We start from the raw sequence: 16055 nt of genomic DNA on the forward strand, positions 1-16055 counted from the left end.
GTCCACCCCGACTGGACCGGCCGGCAGATCAAGGACGCCCTGGCCAGCACCGCCAAGACCCGCGCGGCGGACGGCCCGTTCACCCAGGGCGACGGCCGGGTCGACGTACCGCGCGCGGCCTCCCAGAACGTCTTCGGGACCCCGGTCCTCAACTACGGCCAGTACGCGTACGACGCCGACAAGGCCGACCCTCGGACCATCAGGTACACCAACGCCACCGACAAGCCCGTGACGCTGAAGCTGGCGTCCTCGGTCGGCGACGACTCCCTCACCTTCGGCGCCGACACCGTGACCGTGCCCGCGAACGGCGAGGTGAAGGCCCTGGTCACCGTCGACCCGGCCAAGGCGGAGGCGGGCCGCCACGCCGGATACATCACCGCCACCGGCGACGACGGCGCGGGCGGCACGGTCAAGGTGACCACGGCCGTCGCCTACGAGAAGGCCGAGAAGCTCTACGACCTCAATGTCACCCTGCTGGACCGCGAGGGCAAGCAGTCACCCGGGTCGGCGCTCTACACCCTCCAGCGGCTCAGTGACGCGAGCCAGAACCAGTTCGGCTACGTGAGCGGCTCCGACACCTTCCAGCTGCCGCCCGGCACGTACTCCCTCGCCACCTGGATCCCGGTCTACGACAGCGGGAAGCACGAGATCGCGACGAGCGTGGTGGGCGATCCGCAGATCGAGCTGAACGGCGACACCTCCCTCACCCTCGACGCCCGCAAGGCCGTCGAGATCAAGCCACAGACGAAGGAGAAGGACGTCGAGTCCCAGGGACCGATTACCTCCTGGCACCGGGAGGTGAAGGGCGGCAGCTCCTTCGGCCTGACCTACTCCATGGGCAGGTGGAAGAAGCACATCTACGCGGCGCCGACCGAGAAGGTCACCGAGGGCCTCTTCGAGTTCTACAGCCGCTGGCGGCTGGAGAAGACCAAGCTGACCGCGAGCGTCACCAGCCCCGAGCGGGTCACGCTGAACCCGGAGTACGCGGGCACGTACACCGGCTGGCCCGTCAAGATCGACGGTAAGCGGAAGGTGCGGCTGGTGGCCGCCGGGGCCGGTACGCCCGAGGACTTCGAGGGCCTGGACGTGAAGGGCAAGGCCGTGCTGGTGGGCCTGGCGCCCGACGGATGGCCCGACGAAGCGGTCATCAACGCCACCAAGGCGGGCGCCGCGTACGTCCTCGTCTACCGCAAGACCACGCTCGGCCTGTGGATCACCGCGGTCGACAGCGCGACGATTCCCGTCATATCCGTGCCCGGCGAGGAGGGCGACAAGCTGCTCTCGCTGCTGGACGGCCAGTCCAAGGGAGTGACCATCGAGCTGGGCGGCACGGCCAACAGCCCTTACCTGTACGACGTCCTGCTGCCCGAGCGGGACGCCATCGGCGAGGACCTCACGTACCCCCTCGACAGCCGCACCACCCACAAGGTCACCGCCCGCTACCACGGCTCCGCGAAGGGACACCTCGGCGCCGAGGCCACCCACACCTTCCGCCCCTACCAGCTCTTCTCCGTGGAGCAGAAGTCCGAGGTGCCGCACGGCACCCAGCGCACCGAGTACTACACCGCCGACCCCGACACCCGCGTCTGGCGCACCGCCATGCAGGACTACGACGGCGGCGGACGGCAGTGGTCGCCGCTGCGAAGCTACGCGCCCGGGACGAAGGAGACCGCGGACTGGCTGTCGCCCGTCATCCGTCCCACCACCGCCGCCGAGTTCGGCACCTCGGAGCGCAAGGGCGACCAACTCACCGTCGCCATACCGGAGTTCTCCGACTCGGGCCCCGGCCACTACGGCTCCGCGGGCGCGGCCAAGGACGGCATCGACGCGGTGAAGACCAGCCTGTACGCCGACGGCACGCTGGTCGGCGAGGCGCAGTACGGCTCGGGCACCTTCGCCGTACCGGCCGCGAAGGCCGCGTACCGGCTGACGATCGACGCACGTCGCACCGCCGCCTGGTCGGCGTACTCCACCCGGACCACGACCCAGTGGGACTTCGCCTCCGCCCACACCGCCGAGGCCACCGCCCTCCCCCTGCTCTCCCTCGACTACGACCTGGGCGTTGACCTGCGGGGCCGTGCCAAGGCCGGACACCCCTTCACCTTCGGCCTCACCCCACGCCAGCAGGAGGGTGCGGCGGCCGCGAAGGTGCGCTCGCTCAAGGCGTGGGTGACCTACGACGACGGCGCCACCTGGAAGGCGGTGAAACTCAGCCGCTCCGGCGCCGCCTACCGGGCCACCGTCGACCACCCCCGGCTCGGCGCCACCAATGGCTTCACCGGCCTGCGCGTCCAGGCCACCGACGCCGACGGCAACCGAATCGATCAAACGGTCATTCGTGCATATGGCCTGAAGTAGGCTGAAATCCTTCCTTCGGCGGTAACAAACTCCGTCTAGCGTGCCGTTGTTTGAATCGTTGCATCGACGCGCTGGAGCCGCCAGAAGTGGACAGCAGAGCAGCATCCGCATCCGACGAGACCCCTGCCGCGCCCCCGAGCCCCTGGGCCGCGGCGGGGGTCTCCGACTTCGACGAGACGCTGTACCACGCGATCCTCCACCAGCCCGACGCGGGCGTCACCGGCTGGTCGGAACTGCTCCGCACCTCCCCCTCCCGCATCCGCCGCGGCTGCGCCCGGCTCCTGCGCCTCGGCCTCCTCCAGGCCCCCGACTCCACGGGCGGGCTGCGCCCGGTCGACCCCCGCATCGCCGTACGGGCCCTCATCCGCAAACGCGAATCCGAATCCGAACTCCTCGCCGCCACCGCCGACGACCTGGCCAAGGTCTACGCGGCCGGGGCGCTGCGGGCCGAACCGTCCGGCCTGATCGAAGTGGTGCACGGCGAGAGCGCCAACGCCGCACGGCTGGAAGAGCTGTACGCCCGGGCCGAACACGAGATCTGCCTCTTCGACTCCCCGCCCTACCTCGCCCCGCTCACCCCGCAACTCGACCTCCAGAGCGAGGTGCTGCGCCGCGGTGTCTCCTACCGCACCATCTACTCCGTCTCCTCCCTGGAGACCCCCCAACTCCTCGCCTACGCCGAGGGCATGGTCGCCCTCGGCGAACAGGCCCGGGTGCTCCCCGCCGTCCCCATGAAGCTCCTGGTCGTCGACGGCCGCTCGGCGATGCTCCCGCTGACCAGCACGGACGCGGGCCCGGGCTACTGCGCCGTGATCGTCCGCCACTCCGCCCTCACGGACGCCCTGCGGACCCTCTTCGAAACCCTGTGGCAGCAGGCCACGCCCCTGAGCGGCGTACGCGACGAGAGCCCCGAAGACCTCACCGAAGCGGACCGCAACCTGGTGGACCTGCTGGCGGTAGGCATGAAGGACGCGGCCATAGCCCGCCACCTGGGCATCAGCCTGCGCACCCTGCGCCGCCGCATCAGCGGCCTCCAACGCCGCCTGGGCGCGAGAGGCCGCTTCCAAGCAGGCGCCCGAGCCGCCCACCGAGGCTGGACGTAGCGGCTTTCCCCCATCCCGCCCCTCCCCGACCCCGGGGACACCCCGGCCCCTGGCACCCTGCCTCCCGCGCACCTGAGCGAACTCGCGCTGCGCCCCGGGCGCCGACTACCCGGGGCCGGGCGCGCGCGCCCGGGGGCTTGCCCCGCCACGCGGCGGAGCCGCATATCGGATGCAGTGGGTAGGGGCGGGGTGGGGGAAGGGCGCGCTAGCGCCACTGCGTGGCTGACCCGGCCGCTCTCGGGGCCGCGGCCTCGATCTTTGCCCGGATCTCCCGCATCACCGCCACGATCCGCGCCTCCCGCCCCGCCTCCCCCAGCCGGGCCGTCGGCACCGAGCAGCTGATGGCGTCGACCGCCGGGTCGTCGTACCGCAGGGCGAAGCCGAAGCCCACGATGCCGGTGACGCCCTCCTCGCGGTCCACCGCGTAGCCCCGTTCGCGGGTGCGGGCCAGGTCGGCGGTCAGGGACGCCCGGTCACGGTGGGTCTTGGGGGTCAGCGGCTCCAAGGGCCCTTCCGGCAGCGGGAGTTCGTCGTCGGCGCGCTCCGCGAGCAGCGCCTTGCCGAGGGCTCCGGCGTACGAGGGGAGGCGGCGGCCCACCCGGCTGAAGGGCCGCAGGTACTCGTGCGACTCGCGGGTGGCGAGGTACACGACGTCGCCGCCGTCCAGCCGGGCGAAGTGGATGGTCTCGCCGAGGGCGTCGGACGCCTCGTCCAGATAGGGCCGGGTGGCCCGCACCCGCGGGTCGCTGTCGAGGTAGCTCGTCCCCGTGAGCAGGGCCCGGATGCCGATGCCGTACAGCGAGCCGGTGACGTCGGTACGCACCCACCCGCGGTCGATGAGCGTCTGGAGCAGCGCGTACATGCTGCTGCGCGGCACGTCCAGTTCCTCGGCCAGCTCCCGGAGCCGGGCGGGCTGGTCACCGCGGGCCGCGAGCACTTCGAGGAGCTGCACGGTGCGGCCCGCCGACTTCACTTCACGTACGCCACCGGTTTCCGCCATGGGTCGCATCGTAATGCTCGGCCGCCGTGAACAATGACGGCAGGAGGATGCCATGCCAGACCCGAACCCACGCGGCCTCGGCCGGGTGTTCAACGAGGTGCCGGAACTGTACGACCGGGTCCGGCCGGGATACCCCGACGAGCTGTTCACGGACCTCGCCGCCGTCACCGGTATGGACGAAGGGTCGTCGGTGCTGGAGGTGGGCTGCGGTACCGGTCAGGCGACGCGCTCGCTGGCGGCGCTGGGATGTCCGGTGACCGCCATCGAGCCGGGAGCGGACATGGCGGCACTCGCCCGCCGGCGGCTGGCCGACTTCCGCGATGTCGAGGTCGAGCGGTCGACGTTCGAGGAGTGGGACGACCGCGGCGGCCGCTTCGACGTCCTGGTGGCCGCGTCGTCGTGGCACTGGGTGGACCCGTCGATCGGCTGGCGGCGCGCGCATGACGTGCTCCGCCCCGGCGGCTGGATGGCGCTGCTCGGCAACGTCGTGGTGCGTCGGCCGGGAGAGCCGGAGGTGTACGCAGAGACCGCCGATCTCCATGAGCGGTTCTGCCCCGGGAACCCCGACTGGGGTCATCCGCCGCTGGAGGACGAGGTGCGCGCCACCGACGCGGGGTGGGGGCTGGTCGACGACCCCGGCGGACTGTTCGGCCCGCCGATCGTGCGCTGGTACCCGACCGTTCAGTGGTTCGACGGCGACGGCTTCGCCGATCTCCTCCGCTCGACGTCGCCGTACCGCAGGCTCGACCGCGACGTCCGCGAGCCCCTGCTCGACGCCGTCGCCGAGCGCATCCGCACCCGGATGGGCGACCGGGCGTCACGCCGCTATCTGAGCGTCCTCCGCGCTGGACAGCGCACCGGACAGCACTCCGGACAGCACTCCGGGTGAGACCGCGGCGGTGTTCTAGGATTTCGGGGGAAGGGTCCGCAGCAAGCAAGGAGTTCGTCGTGGGGCAGCCGCGCTACGTGGTGATCGCCGGCGACCTCATGCAGAAGATCGCCGCCGAGCGGTGGCCCGTGGGCGAGCTGCTGCCCACCGAGCCCGAGCTGGCGGCCGAGTACGGCGTCTCCCGGGAGACGCTGCGGCGGTCGCTGCGCCGCCTGGAGGTGGCCGGGCTCATCTCCCGCCATCCGGGGACCGGCACCCGGGTGGAGCGCTCGACGCCGGTGGCCGCGTTCACCACCCATCTGGGGAGCGTGGAGGACCTGACCCAGTACGGCGAGGCCGCCGTACGGAGCGTGCTGTCGGTGGAGCCCATCACGGTGGACGCCGAACTCTCCGCCGTCACCGGGCTCGCCGAGGGGGCCCGGCAGGTGTGCGTCACCTCCACCCGGCGGGACCCCGGGAGCCCCGACGAGGTCGTGTCCTGGGCGCGGGTGTATCTGGAGCCGGGGGACGCCAAGGCCGTCGCCGGGGATCTGGCGGAGGAGAGCGGCCGGCTGATCGCCGACTCGATCGAGGCCCGTACGGGGCGTGCCGTGGACCGGGTGGTGCAGCAGGTCCGGGCGGTGGGCGTACCGGCGGAGGCGGCGGCGCACCTCGGGGTGGAGTCGGGGAGCCCGGGGCTGGAGTTCGTACGCCGCTACTACGACGCCTCGGGCGCCCTCTTCGAGGTCACCGTGAGCACCCACGCCGGTGACCGGTTCGTCTACGAGACGGTTCTCCAGCGGCGGTAGCGCGAGGCGCGACCGCCCGATCGATGTTTGCCACACCCCTTGACACACGCCTCTCCACGGCCATTCTTGTCTAGACATGACTCGTGTCTAGACAAGGAGGTCTCCGCATGACAGCCCACACGGCGCGCCCACCCTGGTACCGGGGCCTGATGGCGCAGGTCGTCATCGCGATGGTCCTGGGCGTCGCGGTCGGCTTCGCCTTTCCCGGCTTCGCCGCCGACCTGAAGATCGTCGGCGATCTGTTCCTGGCGCTGATCAAGGCCGGGGTCGCGCCGCTGGTCTTCTTCACCGTCGTCATGGGCATCGCCTCGGCGGGCGATCTGAAGAAGGCGAGCCGCCTCGGGTTCGTGGCGCTCGTCTACTTCGAGGTCGTCTCCACCGTCGCGCTGCTCCTCGGCCTGGTGGCCGCGAACCTGTTCGGCGTGGGAAAGGGCGCGGGCCGCCTCTCCCCCGGCGCCGACGCGGCGCAGGCGCCCTCGGCGGGAGAGGGCGAGCACGGGGTCACCGCCTTCATCCGGGACATCGTCCCCGACAACTTCGTCGGCGCCTTCTCCTCCGGCCAGCTCCTCCAGGTCGTCGTCGTGGCCGTCCTGTTCGGCGTCGGTCTGCTGGCGCTCAAGCCGCATATGCAGGAGCGCGTCAACTCCGGCCTGGAAGTGGTCTCGGAGGCGTTCTTCGCCTTCGTCAACGTCGTGATGAAGCTCGCCCCGATCGGGGCCTTCGGCGCCATCGCGTATTCGGTGGGCACCAGCGGCAGCGCGATGCTCCTGGCCCTGGCCGAACTCGTCCTCCAATACTGGCTGGTCGTCGCCGTGTTCGTGTTCGGCGTCCTCGGTCTGATCTGTCTGCTCGCCGGATTCAACATCTGGCGCATCCTGCGGTACGTACGCGTCGAGATGACGCTCGTGCTGGGCACCGCGTCCTCCGAGGCGGCGCTGCCCGGGCTGCTGAAGAAGCTGACCAGGGCCGGGTGTTCGAAGCAGAGCGTCGGCCTGGTCGTGCCCACCGGCTACGCCTTCAACCTCGACGGCACCTCCCTCTACCTGTCCATCTGCACCCTCTTCGTCGCCAACGCCTACGGCATCCCGATGGGCCTGCCCGAGCAGCTCGGCCTGCTGCTCATCATGCTGCTGACGTCCAAGGGCGCCGCCACCGTGTCCGGTGGCACCTTCGTCGTCTTCGCCTCCACCGTCGCGGCCACGGGCGACCTCCCGATCGAGGGCACCGCCGTGCTCTTCGGCGTGTACCGCTTCATGTCCATGGCCACCGCGTTCTGCAACACCTTCGGCAATGTGGTCGCCACCTTCGTCCTGGCCAAGTGGTGCAAGGAGATGGACGTCGACACGGTGCGGCGCGCCCTGGCCGATCCCGACGCGTTCCTGGCCGAGCCCGAGCCGGAGCGCGAGCCCGAAACCGAAACCGAGCCCCGCCCCGACAACACCGCCGTGCCCGTCCCCTCCACCGCGAAGTGAGCCAGCCCATGAGCAGTACCGTCTTCGACTCCCTGCTGTTCCGCGACATGTTCGGCACCCCGGCCATGCGCGAGATCTTCAGCGACACCGCCTACGTGCAGCGCATCATCTACACCGAGACGGCCCTCGCCCGCTCCCAGGCCAAGGTCGGCATCATCCCCGCCGGGGCCGCCGAGGACATCACCGCCCGGGCCGATCCCGGCGGCCTCGACCTGGAGCGGCTGCGCACGGAGACGGAGATCGTCGGCTATCCCGTCCTCCCCGTCGTCAAGCAGGTGGCCGACCAGTGCGGTGACGCGGGCCGCTACCTCCACTGGGGTGCCACCACACAGGACATCATGGACACCGCGGTGATGCTCCAGTGCAAGGACGGCGTCGCGCTCCTCCAGGACCAGCTCGACCGCGTACGCCACGTACTCCAGCAGCTCGCGGACGACCACGCCGAGACCGTCACCGCCGGACGCACCCACCTCCAGCACGCCCTCCCCGTCACCTTCGGCTACCGCTGCGCCGTATGGCTGTCCGCCCTGGACCGGCACGCCGAGCGTCTGGAGCAGGCCCGGCGGCGCGCCCTGATGGTGCAGTTCGGCGGCGCCGCGGGCACTCTGGCCTCCCTCGGCCCGGGCCCGGAGGGGCTGGAGACCCGTGCCGTCCTCGCCGCCGAACTGGGGCTGAGCGACCCCGCGATCACCTGGCACGTCGCACGGGACGGGCTCGTGGAGCTCGTGACGCTCTTCGCCTCGATCGGCGGCTCCCTGGGCAAGATCGCCTGGGACGTGATGATGATGTGCTCCTCCGAGTTCGGCGAACTCGCGGAGCCCTTCGTCCCGGGACGCGGCGCCAGCTCGACCATGCCGCAGAAGCGCAACCCCATCTCCAGCGAGCTGATGTTGGCCGCCGCCAAGCTGCTGCGGGAGAAGTCCTCGTCCGTGCTCGACGCGATGATGCAGGACTTCGAACGGGCCACCGGCCCCTGGCACCTGGAGTGGGCCGCGGTCCCCGAAGCCTTCCTGCTGCTGTCCAGCTCCCTCCACCAGGCCGCGTTCATGCTCTCCGGCCTGGAGGTCGACGCGGACCGGATGCGCCGCAACACCCACCTCACCGGCGGGCTCATCGTCGCCGAGGCCGTGATGATGGACATCGCGCCCGTCCTGGGCCGTCAGCGGGCCCACGATGTCGTCTACGACGCGTGCCGCACGGCCATCGAGACCGGCACCACCTTGGAGGGCGAGCTGCGGAACCACGCCGAGCTGGTGGACCAGATCGGCGCCGACCGGATCGCCGAGCTGTGCGACCCCGCCGGCTATCTGGGCAGCGCGGCCACGATGGCGCGCGGCGTGGCCCGCACGGATCGGCCCGGCCGGGGGTCTTCCGCGTAGCCGCAGGTTATGGCATTCGAGTCCCGCCTATTGACGCCCCCGCGTGCGCATTCCTAATCTCTATCTTCATACGTAGACGTCATCTACATAGGGAGACGAGTCATGGCGGCCCTCACGGCCGATGCGGCGACGACGGCGGCCCGGCTGCGCGACGGGATGGCGAGCGGCGTGCTCTCGTTCCCGCTGACCAGCTTCACCGGCGACAAGGGGGGCGACGGCTCGGCCGCGCTCGATCTGCCCGCGTTCCGCGATTACCTCGCGATGCAGATCGACACCGGCCCGGGGGCGATCTTCCCGGCGTGCGGTACGGGGGAGTTCTTCTCCCTGGACGAGGACGAGTACCGCGAGGTCATCACCGCGGCCGTCCGTGAGGCGGACGGCCGGCTGCCGGTCGTCGCCGGGATCGGCTACGGCTGGGCGCAGGCGGCGCGGTTCGCCCGGATCGCGGAGGAGGCGGGCGCGGACGCCGCGCTCGTCCTGCCGCACTACCTGGTCAAGGGCCCGCAGTCGGGGCTGGTCGAGCAGGTCCGGCAGATCGCCGCCCGCACCCGGCTGCCGCTGATCGCGTACCAGCGCGACCAGGTCGCCTTCACCATCGACGGGCTGCGCGAGCTGGCCACGATCCCGGGCGTCATCGGGCTCAAGGACGGGCACAGCGATCTGGACCGGCTCCAGCGCCTGAAGCTGGCCGCGCCGGAGGACTTCCTGTTCTTCAACGGCGCCGCGACCGCCGAGGTCCAGGCCCGCCCGTACGCCAGCATCGGCATCACCGCGTACTCGTCGGCCGTGCACGCCTTCGCCCCCGAGATCGCGAACGCCTTCTTCACCGCCCAGCGCGACGGCGACGACGCTACGGTGGAGCGGCTGCTGCGTGACTTCTACGTACCCCTGGTCGAGCTGCGCGACCGTGTCCCCGGCTATGCCGTCTCGCTGGTCAAGGCGGCGGCGCGGCTGCGCGGGCGGCCGGTCGGCCCGGTGCGCGCACCGCTCGCCGACCCCGGCCCGGACGATCTGGCCGACCTCGAAGCCCTTCTGACCACCGGACTCGACCTCGTGGGAGCCACACGTTGACGCAGACGACGCAGACTCAGGCGCAGACGCCCGAGGCTCAGGCCCTGACCATCGCCGAGGTGCGGCTGACGCCCATCCTCGTCGCCGACCCGCCGCTGCTGAACACCCAGGGCGTCCACCAGCCGTACACCCCCCGGCTGATCATCGAGGTGGTCACCGAGGGCGGGGTGACCGGCATCGGCGAGACGTACGGCGACACCAAGTACCTCGACCTGGCCCGCCCGCTGGCCGAGAAGCTCCCCGGCCTCGGCGTGACCGACCTGAACGGGCTCTTCACCCTGGCCGACGAGGTCGCGGTGGACGCCTCCCGGGTGGAGAACTCGGTCGACGTCGGCGGCCTGCGCGGCGTCCAGACGGCGGACAAGCTGCGGCTGTCGATCGTCTCCGGCTTCGAGGTGGCCTGTCTGGACGCCTGGGGCAAGGCGGCGGGTCTGCCGGTGCACGCGCTGCTCGGCGGCAAGGTACGCGACCGCGTCGAATACAGCGCGTACCTCTTCTACCGCTGGGCCGAGCACCCGGACGGCGTCGCCTGCGAGCCCGACGACTGGGACGCGGCTGTCGACCCGGCCGGGGTGGTCGCCCAGGCCGAGCGCTTCTCCCGCGACTACGGCTTCACCTCCTTCAAGCTCAAGGGCGGGGTCTTCGAGCCGGCCGAGGAGATCGCCGCGATCCGCGCCCTGGCCGAGCGCTTCCCCGGCCAGCCGATGCGACTGGACCCCAACGGCGCCTGGTCCGTGCCCACGTCGCTGCATGTGGCCGAGGAGCTGCGGGACGTCCTGGAGTACCTGGAGGACCCGACCAGCGGTACGCCCGGGATGGCCGAGGTCGCCGGGGCCGCCGGTGTTCCGCTGGCCACCAACATGTGCGTAACCACCTTCGGGGAGATCCGGGAGGCGTTCACCAAGGGCGCGGTGCAGGTCGTCCTCTCCGACCACCACTACTGGGGCGGGCTGCGCAACACCCGTGAACTGGCCGCCATCTGCCGCACCTTCGGCGTCGGCCTGTCCATGCACTCCAACACCCACCTGGGCATCAGCCTGGCCGCCATGACGCATGTCGCGGCCACCGTGCCCAACCTGGACTACGCGTGCGACAGCCACTACCCGTGGCAGACCGAGGACGTGATCACCGAGCGCCTCACCTTCCGGGACGGCCGTCTCGACGTCTCCGACGCCCCCGGGCTCGGCGTCGAGCTCGACCGTGAGCGGCTCGCCGTACTGCACCAGCGCTGGCTGGACGACGACGGCACGATGCGGGACCGCGACGACGCCGCCGCGATGCGGGTCGCCGACCCGGAGTGGGAGACCCCGGCGATTCCGCGCTGGTAGCTCGTTTTCCGGACCGGTCCGGGCCGCCGAGGGGGCGGCCCGGGCCGGACGCGTGTGCGCCCCGAGGTGTGCGCTTCACCTTGACGTTGAACCGATTCATCGCTTCCATCGTGACCGCACGCCGTGCCTGGGAGCGCTCCCAGGCACCTCCTGCCCCCTCAGCGAGAGGACCCCCTTCCCATGCGCAGACTCTTAGCGTTTGTCATGGCCACGTCTTTGTTCATCCTGGGGCTGAGCCTGAGCACCACCACCGCCCACGCGGCTCCGGCCGCTCAGGACACCCCCACCCGCGCCCTGGGGAACGGCTCGGTGACCGACCCGAACATCGTCTACACCGGCCGCTGGGACCTCAGCAACGCCACCGCCGCCGTCCCCAACTGGACCGGCGGCTACCTCCAGACCGCGTTCACCGGGACGACGGTGAAGGTCAAGGCCCGGAACGCGGTGAACTTCTACGTCAGCATCGACGGCGGCGCCGACGTCTTCCACGCGGGCGTCAAGGGCACCGTCAACCTCACCCCGACGCCCCTCCCCCAGGGCAACCACACCCTCCGCGTCTCCTACCGCTCCGGCGACACCGTCTTCCAGGGCCTGGTCCTCGACGCGGGCGCGGGCACCACCGCCCCGCGCGTACCCGGCAAGCTCATCGAGTTCGTCGGCGACTCCATCACCGCCGGTGCCCTCACCGACCGGCTCGCGCTCGACGCGTACGGCTGGAAGACCGGCGAACAACTCGGCATGCGCCACACCCAGATCGCCCGCGCGGGCTACTGCCTGGTCGGCAAGGACGGCTGCGTGGGCCTGGCCACCCAGTTCTTCAAGACGGGCTCCACCGGCGACCAGGGCTGGGACTTCTCCCGCTACCAGGCGAACGCCGTCGTCATCAACCTCGGTACGAACGACATCGGACACGGCGTCACCGGGCCTGAGTTCCAGTCGGCTTACACCGCCCTCCTCCGCGACATCCGCGCCAAGTACCCGAACGCGGCGCTGTTCGCCGTCCAGACCCTCAAGAAGCGCTACCTGACGGAGACCAAGGCGGCGGTGAGCGCGCGCAACGGCGCGGGCGACGCGAAGGTGTACTACGTGGACACCAGCGGCTGGCTCACCGACGGCACGGACTACGAGGACGGCAACGGCCACCCCAACGAGGCGGGTCACACCAAGTTCGCCAACCGCCTGGCCCCGATCATCGGCGCCAAACTGTCCGCCGCCACCGTGAAGGCCGCCACCGCCGCGGCTCCCGGCCAGCCGGGCGACCCCAACATCAAGTTCAGCGGCCGCTGGGACACCCGGACCTCCACCACCGCCTACACCCCCTACTGGGCGGGCGCGTACTTCCGCACCGGCTTCACCGGCCGCACCGTCAAGCTCAAGCAGCGGAACGCCATCGACCTGTGGGCCAGCATCGACGGCGGCCCCGCCGTCTTCTTCGACGAGGCCAAGGGCACGGTGAACCTCACCCCGACCCCGCTCGCCGCCGGAAACCACACCCTCCAGGTCAACTACCAGGTGATCGCGGGCAGTTATCACGGTGACGCGGTCTTCCAGGGCCTGACCCTCGACAGCGGCGCCACCACCTTCGCCCCGGCCACCCCGAAGAAGCTGATCGAGTTCGTCGGCGACTCCATCACCGTCGGCACCACCACCTCCCAGAACGCCCGCACCGCCTACGGCTGGCTCATCGGCGAACGCCTCGGCGCCGACCACACCCAGATCGCCCAGGGCGGCGCCGCACTCGTCGACACGGCGGACGACCGGATGAGCCTGGAGCAGCAGTTCACCAAGCTCAACCCCAACGCCACCACGCCCACCTGGGACTTCTCCCGCTACCAGGCGAACGCCGTGGTCATCAACCTCGGCACCAACGACGTCGGGCGCGGCGTGAGTTCGGCGCAGTTCCAGGCGTCGTACACCAGCCTGCTCCGCAAGGTCCGCACCGCCTACCCGGGCGCCTGGATCTTCGCCCTGCGCACCTTCAGCGGCCGCTTCGGCACCGAGACCCAGGCCGCCGTCACCGCCCTCGGCGACACCAGGGCCTCCTACATCGACACCACCGGCTGGCTGTCCACCGGTGACCTCTCCGACTCCGTCCACCCGAACGACCAGGGCCACCGCACCATCACGACCCGCCTGGCCCCGATCATCTCGGCCAAGCTCGGCGGTTAGGGGGTGTCTTCGACCATGCCGGACAGACCCCGACCCGGAGGAGGGCTCAGCGCTTGAGCGTGAAGGTGAAGTCGTCCGAGAGCACCAACCACCAGAAAGGCAGCAAGTACGGGGCTTCGCCACCACGCTGGTGCGTGCGCTGGGCACATGGTTCGGCCAACCGGCCTGAGCACCGTATTAACAGTCGTCTCAGGTTCGCTCGGTACGAAGTAGGCATCCAGATAAGCGATGCAACCCGTATGTAGGAGGCCAGTGATGGCAGTCAACGCAGCGCCGTCCGGGGAAGCGCCGGCCGGTCGGTTGGCAGGCCGGTGGGTGCCATGGTTAGTGATTGGCTTGTGGCTGGTGCTGGCGGCGGGCATGGTGCCGCTGAGCGGAAAGTTGAGCTCGGTCACCACCGACAGCGCCGTGGACACCCTGCCGGCCAGTGCCGAGTCCACCAAGGTGGCGGTGCTGGACGACAGTCTCCCCGGCGGTGACAACAACACGTTCGTCTTCGTGTACCACCGCGCCAGCGGCATGACCGACGCCGACCGCGCGACGGTCGAGCGCCACTACAACACCCTTGCCAAGCGGTACCCGCCGAAGGCGACGGCGGCGGCCGGCGAGGACGACGAGGGCTCACCGACGAGCCCCTCCACCGACCGCAAGGCGATGATGTTCACCCTCGAGGTGAGCACGACCTACGGCGCACCGGAGGACATCGTCGGCCCGTTGCGTGACGCCGCGAAGGACCGCCCCTCCGGCCTGGAACTCGACGTGACCGGCCCGGCCGCGATCGACGGCGACATGGACGCCGTCTTCGACGGCATCGACGTGCAGGTCCTCCTCACCACCATCGTCGTCGTCACGCTCCTGCTCATCCTCACCTACCGCAGCCCGGTGTTGTGGATCATCCCGCTGGTGGCCGTCGGCGCGGCCGCACTGACCTCGATGGGGACCGTCTACCTGCTCGTCAAGGGCTTCGGCATCGTGGTCAACGACCAGAACTCGGCGCTGCTGACGATCCTGGTATTCGGCGTCGGCACGGACTACGCGCTGTTGCTCATCGCTCGATATCGGGAGGCACTGCACCACCATGAGAACGTCCGGGTCGCGATGGTCCACGCGCTCCGCGGCGCGGCGCCGGCCATCGTCGCGTCCGCGGCCACCGTGGTCGCCGGCCTGCTCTGCCTGCTCGTCGCGGACCTGAACAGCACCAGCGGGTTGGGCCCGATCGGTGCGGCCGGCATCCTGTGCGCGCTGGTGGCCATGCTGACGCTGTTCCCGGCGGTGCTCGTGGTGCTCGGCAGGCGGATCTTCTGGCCGGCCATCCCGCGGTTCAGCACGGCCGTGGAGGAGAAGCCGGGGCTGTGGGGGCGGCTCGGCACCGCCATCAGCCGCCGCCGGTGGGTGGCGACGCTCGGCTCGCTCGGAGTCCTCGGCGTGCTCGCCATCGGGCTGGCGGGCAACACCGGCGCCCTGCGGGAGCAGGACCAGTTCCTGTCCGCGCCGGAGTCGGTCACCGGCTTCACCGTTCTCCGCCAGCACTTCCCGGAGCTCGGCGGCCAGCCGATGACGATCTTCACGCGGCCGGCGCACCAGGAGCAGGTGCTCGACATCGTCAAGGACACTCGCGGTGTGGCCCTGGCCATCCCGGAGCAGACCAGCGGTGGCTGGGCCAACATCTCCGTGTTCCCGAAGGACGCGCCGGACACCGTCGCAGAGTACGACACGATCAAGCGGGTGCGCACCGCCGTGCACGCGGTGAGCGGGGCGGAGGCGATCGTCGGCGGGCCGAGTGCGGAGAACCTCGACACCGAGGTGACCACCAAGCGCGACGAGAAGCTGGTGATCCCGCTGGTGCTCGCCGTCGTCCTGATCGTCCTCGGGCTGCTGCTGCGCGCGATCCTGGCCCCGCTGGTCCTGATGGCCACCGTGATCGTCTCGTTCGCCGCAGCCTTCGGCGGCAGCGTGTTCGTCTTCGACACGATCCTCGGGTTCAAGGGTGTCGACTATTCGGTGCCGCTGCTGGCATTCCTGTTCCTGGTGGCGCTCGGCGTCGACTACAACATCTTCCTGGCCAGCCGGGCCCGTGAGGAGACCGTGCGTCTCGGCACCAGAGAGGGCATGCTCAAAGCCCTCTCGGCCACCGGTGGCGTCATCACCTCGGCAGGCCTGGTCCTGGCGGCCACGTTCGCGGTCCTCGCCACACTTCCGCTGGTGATGCTGATCGAGGTCGGGTTCCTGGTCGCCTTCGGCGTGCTGCTCGACGCCCTGCTGGTGCGGTCGGTCCTGGTGCCCGCCCTCACCTTGCTGATCGGCCGGCGGATCTGGTGGCCGAGCCGGCTGTCCCGGCCAGCGGCGGAGCTGCCGGACGGTCAACAGTCGCTCGCCGACGACGAGGAGCCCGCGCTGCAACGGTGAGCGCGGCGGCACGGACGAGATCCGGGACCGCCTCCGAGCAAGTCCTCGGTGCCCTCGCCCGGGTGCTCCGGCTCGACCGGGTCGAGACCGTC

At 70.7% G+C, this 16055-nt stretch carries 11 protein-coding genes; 10 read left to right on the top strand and 1 reads right to left on the bottom strand.

Annotation, left to right across the window (positions count from 1 at the left end):
• Together SSOG_RS09095 and SSOG_RS09100 are read left to right on the top strand one after the other, a co-directional pair.
• On the top strand, positions 1-2358 hold a 2358-nt coding region (locus SSOG_RS09095; protein WP_039940849.1), incomplete at its 5' end, for a PA domain-containing protein.
• Positions 2359-2408: 50 nt separating this feature from the next.
• On the top strand, positions 2409-3461 hold the full coding sequence (locus tag SSOG_RS09100; RefSeq protein WP_009713922.1) for a LuxR family transcriptional regulator: 1053 nt from the start codon (positions 2409-2411) through the stop codon (positions 3459-3461).
• Between the two features lie 205 nt (positions 3462-3666).
• Here the strand turns inward: SSOG_RS09100 and SSOG_RS09105 are convergent, their stop codons facing one another.
• Positions 3667-4461 carry an IclR family transcriptional regulator gene (locus SSOG_RS09105; RefSeq protein ID WP_009713923.1) on the bottom strand — a complete coding sequence of 265 codons (795 nt, stop codon included), beginning with the start codon at positions 4459-4461 and terminating at the stop codon, positions 3667-3669.
• A gap of 52 nt (positions 4462-4513) precedes the next feature.
• Here SSOG_RS09105 and SSOG_RS09110 point away from each other — a divergent pair, with 52 nt between their 5' ends.
• The 8 genes from SSOG_RS09110 (at position 4514) to SSOG_RS09145 (ending at position 15963) form a co-directional block, all read left to right on the top strand.
• Positions 4514-5350 (top strand): class I SAM-dependent methyltransferase, encoded by an 837-nt coding sequence (locus SSOG_RS09110; RefSeq protein ID WP_009713924.1) that lies wholly within the window; start codon positions 4514-4516, stop codon positions 5348-5350.
• Positions 5351-5409: 59 nt separating this feature from the next.
• Positions 5410-6138, top strand: a complete 729-nt coding sequence (locus SSOG_RS09115; protein ID WP_009713925.1) for a GntR family transcriptional regulator — start codon at positions 5410-5412, stop codon at positions 6136-6138.
• A 107-nt stretch (positions 6139-6245) separates the two neighbouring features.
• Positions 6246-7610 (top strand): cation:dicarboxylate symporter family transporter, encoded by a 1365-nt coding sequence (locus SSOG_RS09120; RefSeq protein ID WP_039936982.1) that lies wholly within the window; start codon positions 6246-6248, stop codon positions 7608-7610.
• Between the two features lie 8 nt (positions 7611-7618).
• Entirely contained in the window at positions 7619-8989 is a 1371-nt protein-coding gene (locus SSOG_RS09125) for a class-II fumarase/aspartase family protein (RefSeq protein WP_039936983.1), read from the top strand.
• Positions 8990-9091: 102 nt separating this feature from the next.
• Positions 9092-10060 carry a 5-dehydro-4-deoxyglucarate dehydratase gene (locus SSOG_RS09130; protein ID WP_009713928.1) on the top strand — a complete coding sequence of 323 codons (969 nt, stop codon included), beginning with the start codon at positions 9092-9094 and terminating at the stop codon, positions 10058-10060.
• A gap of 44 nt (positions 10061-10104) precedes the next feature.
• The gene (locus SSOG_RS09135) at positions 10105-11388 is read left to right on the top strand and encodes a glucarate dehydratase family protein (protein WP_039940850.1); all 1284 of its coding nucleotides are present in this window, start codon (positions 10105-10107) and stop codon (positions 11386-11388) included.
• Between the two features lie 180 nt (positions 11389-11568).
• The gene (locus SSOG_RS09140; RefSeq protein WP_050799824.1) at positions 11569-13557 is read left to right on the top strand and encodes a GDSL-type esterase/lipase family protein; all 1989 of its coding nucleotides are present in this window, start codon (positions 11569-11571) and stop codon (positions 13555-13557) included.
• Between the two features lie 255 nt (positions 13558-13812).
• Entirely contained in the window at positions 13813-15963 is a 2151-nt protein-coding gene (locus tag SSOG_RS09145; protein ID WP_009713931.1) for an MMPL family transporter, read from the top strand.
• Positions 15964-16055 lie beyond the last annotated feature (92 nt).

The organism is Streptomyces himastatinicus ATCC 53653 (genome assembly GCF_000158915.1).
GTDB classification, from domain to species: domain Bacteria; phylum Actinomycetota; class Actinomycetes; order Streptomycetales; family Streptomycetaceae; genus Streptomyces; species Streptomyces himastatinicus.

Bases quoted from the DNA above. Each gene is read 5' to 3' on its own strand.
- SSOG_RS09105 (WP_009713923.1), bottom strand. From the start codon at position 4,461: ATGGCGGAAACCGGTGGCGTACGTGAAGTGAAGTCGGCGGGCCGCACC.
- SSOG_RS09110 (WP_009713924.1), top strand. From the start codon at position 4,514: ATGCCAGACCCGAACCCACGCGGCCTCGGCCGGGTGTTCAACGAGGTG.
- SSOG_RS09120 (WP_039936982.1), top strand. From the start codon at position 6,246: ATGACAGCCCACACGGCGCGCCCACCCTGGTACCGGGGCCTGATGGCG.
- SSOG_RS09125 (WP_039936983.1), top strand. From the start codon at position 7,619: ATGAGCAGTACCGTCTTCGACTCCCTGCTGTTCCGCGACATGTTCGGC.
- SSOG_RS09130 (WP_009713928.1), top strand. From the start codon at position 9,092: ATGGCGGCCCTCACGGCCGATGCGGCGACGACGGCGGCCCGGCTGCGC.
- SSOG_RS09140 (WP_050799824.1), top strand. From the start codon at position 11,569: ATGCGCAGACTCTTAGCGTTTGTCATGGCCACGTCTTTGTTCATCCTG.
- SSOG_RS09145 (WP_009713931.1), top strand. From the start codon at position 13,813: ATGGCAGTCAACGCAGCGCCGTCCGGGGAAGCGCCGGCCGGTCGGTTG.